Source organism: Kocuria sp. (genome assembly GCF_030536815.1).
GTDB lineage: Bacteria > Actinomycetota > Actinomycetes > Actinomycetales > Micrococcaceae > Kocuria > Kocuria gwangalliensis.
Map to the genome: position 1 here is coordinate 1 of NZ_JAUNPE010000109.1, position 7,331 is coordinate 7,331.

Sequence of the window (7,331 nt, forward strand, 5' to 3'; positions counted from 1 at the left end):
CTACGGTGTGGCATTTCCACGGTACACATGACGTGGGTCACATGGGAATGAACCGATAAAATCCCATGGCTTATTACACCTGGTCGCGCGCCCTTTCCCTGTATGCGGGGGACGCAGTGAGCCTCGGAAAAATCCTTAACCGAATCGTGACCGCCAACGGGCCCGTATTTGCATATGCTAACTCTCACCAGGGCAGTCGAGGGCCGCCGTTGGCTGCGGTGGACCACATGCCACAGGACTACTCGCCAAGCGAGGGCTCATCATGGCTACACCCACCCCCACCACCCAGAATCTTCCCGAGCCGGGCTCGGTCGAGTACGCCGACCTGGCCCAAACCGGTAGTGCCCCGCCACTGCCCGCGGCGCCCGGTGTCAGCCTGGCCCCCGTCGAACCGGACACTGCCGAAGAATCCGACGCATTGGAGGAGCCGCCCCGCGAACCCGCGCGGGAGCGGACGCCGTCGGCAGCGAAATCGAGCCATCCGAACATAAGGCCACCCGCCGGATTTCCGTGGTGGCCACCGCGACCGGTGCCGTTGCCGGGCATCGACTCGGGTCTCGGGCTGAAGAAGTTCCGCGATCGGCTACCGCAACCCCCCATTGTCCGGGCGTGGCGCCGGCCGGAGGACAGTCCCATTCGCGTCCGTGCCGAACTCGCACCCGTCCGATTCCACGCCGATATCCCGCCCGCCCAGGCATGGACCTACGAGGGCGGCTTGCCCGGACCCACGATCGAGGTGCGCCGGGACCGTTCCGTGCGCATTGATTGGGAGAACGGGCTGGAACGGGACGGCCACGCATTGCCCCTGCCGTACGACGTCGTTCGCGTGCCAGAATTGCCCCCGTTGCCTCCCGGGCAGCCCGGGGTGAACGCGGACTTCCGCGCGGCGGCGCTTCCGGGCGGGCGGGCCACGGACAAGGGCCCCGGTGAGGACTCGTATCCGCGATTGGCCCACACCGCCGAGCTCACCGCTGCCACGGTGGTGCACCTGCACGGGGCCTTGACCAATGGACACAACGACGGTTGGGCGCACAACGTTGCGTTGCCCGGTGGTGTCACACGCTGCACCTACCCGAACCGACAGGAGGCCACCACGCTCTGGTACCACGATCACGCGATGGCCGTGACACGGTTCAACGTCTTTGCGGGCCTCTCCGGTTTCTACATCATTCGTGACGACCAGGAAGCGAGGCTGCGGTTGCCGTCGGGAGATCGGGAACTGTTCCTGGGCGTTGCCGATCGCAATCTGGAATCAGAACCGAACGCCCCGGCCGGAACCATGAGGTTCACCGGCCGAGCCCTGTACAAACAGGCCGGGTTCACCGGAGCCACCGGAATCAAGGGCGAGATCCCCGTGACGGCACCGTTCACCATGGTCAACGGCAAAGTCTGGCCCACCAAGGACGTGGACGCGTGCTGGTACCGATTGCGGCTGCTCAACGGCTCGAGCTCGAGGATTTACCGATTGTCGGTGCACGACACCACGGACGAGAAATTCACCCCGGGAACGGCGGTCCCCAGTACGGATCCGGCCTTCGGCGCTCGCCGCAAGAGCAACGCCCTGGTGGTGATCGGGACGGATGGCGGTTTGCTGCCCGCCCCGTTCACACCGCAGGACGGGATCATTGACATGGGCCCGGGTGAACGAGTGGATGTGCTCGTGGATTTCTCGACGTTCCGGGGCCGCACCCTTGAGGTGCGCAATGAGAACGGCACGGCCCTCAATGCCCAGCCGGGCCAAGTGGAGGCCAGCGTCATGCAGTTCCGTGTGGACGGCCGCCGGGTGTTCGACCGCTTCAAGCTCCCGGCCGTGCTCAACGGCGACTATGTGCGGTATCGCCACACGGATGACGGCACGTTGATCATTGGTGACAAGGTGATCGACCATCACGGGCACGCGTGGGTCGCCGTGGTTCCTCCCGGCATCAGGGGCGCCGTGCACCCCGAGATGTGGGAGCTGAGACAACTCGAGGAGGGTGAGGACCCCGGCGCCACGGATGTGATCCGGTTGACCCGCGCGGATGGTCACGTGCTGACGTTCAAACCCGCGGCCAAGTTGTTCGACGACACGTTGACCATCAGATTCTCGGAGGGCGACTGGGCCGTGTGGAACATCGTGCACTTGGGCGGCCCGGCGCACCCGATGCACATTCACATGACCGAGTTCCAAATGCTCAATCGGTGGCAATGGGGGCTCGGACCGGGTGGTGCGCTGCCGGGCTTCGATCCGGCAACGGCGTCGACACCTGACCCGTTGCCCGTACCGGGGCCCGGGCGGCCCATCACGCCCCAGACCGCGGGCATGAAGGACACGTGGGTTGTGCAACCGGGGGAGTGGGTGCAGGTCCTGGGCGACTTCAGCGGTGCCACCGGCAGTTTCATGTACCACTGCCACATCCTGGACCACGAGGACCACACCATGATGCGACCCTTCACGGTTCTGCCCAAGAGCATCATGGCCTTCCACGATGTGCACGGCGGTGGTCACCACTAGGGTCGCTGTTCAGGAGGGCGGCGCACGCTTACCATGTCATCAAGAATCAGTGGGCTGCCTACCCGATGTGGTGAGGCCGGTTTTCGGCCTCACCACATCGGCCGTTAAAAGGGGTATTCATGCCTGGTAACCAACAGTCGGATCAACACGAATTCACCGTGGACGTCGTGGTCATCGGTGGTGGAGCGGTGGGCGAGAACGCGGCCCAGTACGCGATCGAGGGCAGCGACCTCACCGCCGTGATCGTGGAGGGTCACCTGCTGGGTGGGGAATGTTCGTACTACGCGTGCATGCCCAGCAAGGCCCTGCTGCGCCCCCTGGACGTGGCCGGGACCTCCGCAGACGTCGACGGTGTGTCGCCCGCGCTCCTGGACCACGGCGGGATGCTCCAGCGCCGCGACGCCTTTGTTTCGCACTACGACGATTCCTCACAGGTCGACTGGGCGGAATCTGCCGGGATCCACGTGGTCCGCGGCCACGCGCGCTTGATCGGGGAACGTACCGTCAGGGTCGACGACGACGCCGCGTCGCGCACCATTACCGCGCGGCACGCCGTGATCCTCGCGACCGGCAGCGAAGCCAAGGTGCCGGCGGAGTTCGAGGGTGCGCACGTGTGGACCTCCGCGGATGCGACCGGGGTGGTCGAGGTTCCTGAACGGTTGGCGATCGTGGGAGGCGGGGTGGTTGCCTGCGAGGCGGCCACGTGGCTGGCCGGTCTCGGGGCACGGGTCACCCTGCTGGTACGTGGTTCCGACTTGTTGACCGGCAACGAACCGTTCGCGGGGCACAGCGTCCTGGACGGGATGAAGGCCCACGGCGTGGACGTGATGTTCAACGCCTCTGTGACCGCATGCCGTCGGGACAATCCGGAGCACACCGGCCTGGGGAAGATCCACGGCGGAACCGTGCACCTGGAAACCACGGTGGGTGATGTGGACGTGGACGAGGTGCTGGTCGCCACCGGACGCGCTCCGCGGTTGGGGGACCTGGGCCTGGATGCCGTGGGCCTCACCCCGGAGAACATTCTTGACCGCGATCTCCCGGACTGGTTGCACGCCGTGGGCGATGCCAGCGGCGATGTGCCCCTGACCCACTGGGGCAAGTACCGGGCGCGCGTGCTGGGTGCCCGCATCCGGGCGGCGGCCTTGGCCGAACCGGAACCCTTCGTCGTGGACAATCCACCCGTTCCCCAGGTCATTTTCACGGAACCGCAGGTGGCGCAGGTGGGGCTCACCGAGGCCGCGGCACACGAGCAGGGCATCGATGTGGTCACGGCCCAGGTTGCCTACAACGCGGTGGCGGGGTCCGCGCTCTTGCGCAATGACGTTCCCGGACAGGCCAAGATCGTGGTGGACCGCGAGAGCCATTGTCTGGTGGGCGCCACGTTCGTGGGTCCGGAGGCCGGTGAACAACTGCATGCCGCTACCGTGGCCATCACCGGCCAACTCCCCGTGCATGTGCTGCGCCACGCGGTTCCCAGCTACCCCACGGTGTCCGAACTGTGGTTGCGGTTGCTGGAAAGTCTTCCCGAGGAGATGCACCGCCCCCGGAACTGACTGACCAGGATCGTCACGTGTCGACCACCGATTTTTCGGTGATCGAGCACCCCGGTCGCCAGCTGTGAGCGCGGCTCGACCGTGTCGGACCCCGGGACCTCGCCACGGCGGCCACACCGGCAGCGGAATGTGCGGCCACCGTGGCCGTTGTCGTGCCTACCATGGGGTATGACCGTACGAATGCTCACGATTGCGACCGCCCTTCCGGATACTCAGATGCATCAACCGGGCGCCGCAAATATGTTCGCTGATCAACCGGACATGACCCGGCTGGGCTCACGGTTGGTCCGCTCCGCTTTCGCGGGTTCCGGAGTGGCCACCCGCCGCACGGTCCTGCCTGAACTCGGGGCGGCAGCCTCGTCGGACTGCGGCGAAGCCAATGTCGACGTCGTGTCGGGGCCCTTCGTGGATTCCGCCTCGGGGCACCTGCTCTCACCGGGAACGCAGACCCGCAATCGGATCTACACCGAGCACGCGCAACGCCTGTTCGTGCGCGCTGCGCGCACGGCCATCGCTCGGGCCGCCCCCACCGTGACCCCCGAGGACGTCACGCACGTGATTACCGTGTCCTGCACAGGATTCTTCGCACCGGGCCCCGACGTGCGCGTGGTCAAGGACCTGGGACTGCCGGCGGACGTGTCCCGGATGCACCTGGGTTTCATGGGGTGCAATGCCGCGTTCCCCGCACTGCGCGCCGCCTACACCGCGTGCCTCTCGGATCCGCAGGCGGTGGTGTTGGTGGTGTGCGTGGAACTGTGCACCCTGCACCTGCACGTGCGCAACGACCCGGACACGATCATGGGCAACGCATTGTTCGGTGACGGTGCCGCGGCCACCGTGATCACCGCGCGAGAGGCCACCGGCTCGGCGGTAGAACCCGCACTGGAGTTGCTGGACTTCGAAACGACCCTGGCGCCGGTGGGTGAAGAGGAACTCGCCTGGAGCGTGGGGGATCAAGGGTTCGAACTGATTTTGGGAACCTATGTCCCTCGCATCATTGACGATCACGTCACGGATGCCCTGAATCCGTTACTGAACCGGGCGGAGCTGAACCCCTCGGACATTCCGTTGTGGGCCGTGCACCCCGGCGGGCGGGGGATTTTGGACAAGGTGCAGTCCCGTCTGGCGCTCACGGAGGAGCAAATGGAGCCGTCCCGTGCGGTGCTGGCCGACGCCGGGAACATGAGCAGCGTGACCATCCTCTTTGTCCTGGACAGGATCCGACGCTCGAAAACTACCGGTCTGCTGGGGGCAATGGCCTTCGGGCCCGGGCTCAGCATCGAAAGCGCGTTACTGCGCGCCGTCGGTGCTGAGACGACGGCTCAATGAAGGACCCGCTCCTGCGCCGTCGAAGTACCCATGAGCCGGAGTTGATGGACGACCCGAATTGCGATCCGATCGCGCTGGACGCGACGTATCGCATGTTCGGGGTCATCAATCCGTTGGTCGCCTCGTGGCGGCCCGTGTACCGGCGGTGGATCCGCCCGGTCCTCCACGCTGCCGCGCTGGAGGACCGCACGGCCACCCTGTTGGACCTGGGTTGCGGGGGCGGGGACGTCGCTCGGAGCCTGTCCCGGTGGGCCCGCCGCGACGGACTCGACGTGGCCGTGACCGCGATCGATCCGGATCTGAGGGCCCATGCTTGGGCACTCGCCCACGACAACGGCGCCGGGGCGGACTACCGAGCGCAGTCGAGCGGGGACTTGGTGGCCGCGGGCGAACGGTTCGACGTGGTGGTGTCCAATCACGTTCTCCACCACCTATCGCCGTCCGAACTGACGGGACTGCTCACCGACACCTCCGCTCTGACCCGCTCCGTGGCGGTCCACAACGACCTGCGGCGCAGCCGAGTGGCCTGGTTGTTGTACTGGGTGGGTACGCTTCCGCTGCTGGGTGCGCGGACCTTTGTCCGTTTCGACGGCCTACTGTCGGTCCGTCGCAGCTATCGCCGGGACGAACTGGCGGATGCCGTGCCTTCGGGGTGGAGCGTGCGCAAGCAGCGGTTCTACCGTTTACTGGCGGTGTTCCCCGCTCACGCGGAACCCGGCCGAACGTCGTCGTCCCAGCCCTCCTGCGGGACATCGCACGTCTCGCGGAAGACGAACTGGGAGGGCCGTTTACGTTCCCTGCTGGACCAGTCGATAGCTGGGCGGTGGCTTCGCTCGGGGAGGTAACCCAACCGGTACACGGCCATCAGCTCCAGGTCGTCCGGAACATGCAGCATGTCCACGATGCGCTGCCACTGGTGCGGGGCCTCCATGGGGAAGGAGACGAACTGGATGCCCATACCCAACTCCACCGTGGTCAACCACAAATTCTCCATGGCCGCGCCCATGCTGAAAACCGAGTAGAAACCGGACAGCTCATCAGGGCGATACTCGCCCCGCTCGAGCATGACGCCCAACAGCAGCGGTGAACCCGCCACCAGCTTGCGGTTCTCCTGGCCCAGGGTCTGCGGCACTCGCAGCTTGTTCATCAGGTTCTGCCCCGAAGGGGTGAAGGCCCGGGAGGTGAAGGGGCGCAGCAGAGCCGGCAACTTGTCGAAGAGCATGCCGCTGCGCAGGGTGTCCATTTCCTTCTGGCTGAACCGGAAATACTTCTTGTACCGATTGAAGAAGGTGCCCGAGCTCATCACCTCGGCCATGCTCTCGCCACTGATGCTCGCCACCGTCTCGATGGTGTCCCGGTCCTCGATGAGCACGAATCGCCAGGGTTGGCTGTTGAACTGAGAGGGCGCGGCCGCCGCGGCGCGAATCAGGGTCTGCTGATGCTCGGGACTGACCGGATCCGGTCGAAAGGGGCCGTTGGTGGTGCGCCGATTGAACACGGCATCAAGAAACTCCATGGATCACCTCCCGGCCAGCACAAGACCGGCCGCGTAGCAAGGGGCCGCCAACAGCGCGTCACGAGTGTGACGCCGGAGTGGACGCGCCCCGTGATGTTGCAGCAGGAACAGGGGGGCGGCAGCGGGAGCCAGCGCTATCGCCGCGGGCGAGCGCCGGGCGGCACACGCGAAGAACGCGGCAACCGTGGTGGTCGCGGTCAGGATGTACAGACCGTGATGAACCCACCGGAAGTTGGACGTGTCGACCCAGTGCTTGGCCACCGAAATCCCCAGGGAACAGTTCGCTGCGTAGAATCCTGCGGCGACACCCACCAGCGCCCGAGACAAAACCATGATTCTCCTCTGCGCCCAATGAGCGGTCTGCTGCGTAGAACTTTTCATGATGCCATGCCCGGCCACGCAGGACGTTCAGGACGCGGAGGATGACCAGCTAAGC

The 7,331-nt window shown here is 65.9% G+C and carries 5 protein-coding genes and 1 pseudogene; 4 read left to right on the top strand and 2 right to left on the bottom strand.

Annotated features, from left to right (window positions below):
• Nucleotides 1–262: 262 nt before the first annotated feature.
• The 4 genes and pseudogenes from Q4E95_RS09680 to Q4E95_RS09695 form a co-directional block, all read left to right on the top strand.
• Nucleotides 263–2,494: a multicopper oxidase family protein gene (locus tag Q4E95_RS09680; RefSeq protein ID WP_303383113.1), complete on the top strand. Its 2,232-nt coding sequence runs from the start codon at nucleotides 263–265 to the stop codon at nucleotides 2,492–2,494.
• Nucleotides 2,495–2,613: 119 nt separating this feature from the next.
• Nucleotides 2,614–4,050 carry an NAD(P)/FAD-dependent oxidoreductase gene (locus Q4E95_RS09685; protein ID WP_303383114.1) on the top strand — a complete coding sequence of 479 codons (1,437 nt, stop codon included), beginning with the start codon at nucleotides 2,614–2,616 and terminating at the stop codon, nucleotides 4,048–4,050.
• 168 nt (nucleotides 4,051–4,218) lie between these two features.
• The gene (locus Q4E95_RS09690) at nucleotides 4,219–5,379 is read left to right on the top strand and encodes a type III polyketide synthase (protein ID WP_303383115.1); all 1,161 of its coding nucleotides are present in this window, start codon (nucleotides 4,219–4,221) and stop codon (nucleotides 5,377–5,379) included.
• 44 nt (nucleotides 5,380–5,423) lie between these two features.
• Nucleotides 5,424–6,026 (top strand): annotated as a pseudogene (locus tag Q4E95_RS09695) (methyltransferase domain-containing protein); the annotation flags it as partial.
• A gap of 56 nt (nucleotides 6,027–6,082) precedes the next feature.
• Here the strand turns inward: Q4E95_RS09695 and Q4E95_RS09700 are convergent.
• Nucleotides 6,083–6,895, bottom strand: coding sequence for a nitroreductase family protein (locus Q4E95_RS09700; protein WP_303383116.1), 813 nt, complete (start codon nucleotides 6,893–6,895; stop codon nucleotides 6,083–6,085).
• A gap of 3 nt (nucleotides 6,896–6,898) precedes the next feature.
• Nucleotides 6,899–7,228: a hypothetical protein gene (locus Q4E95_RS09705; protein ID WP_303383117.1), complete on the bottom strand. Its 330-nt coding sequence runs from the start codon at nucleotides 7,226–7,228 to the stop codon at nucleotides 6,899–6,901.
• Between the last annotated feature and the right edge of the window lie 103 nt (nucleotides 7,229–7,331).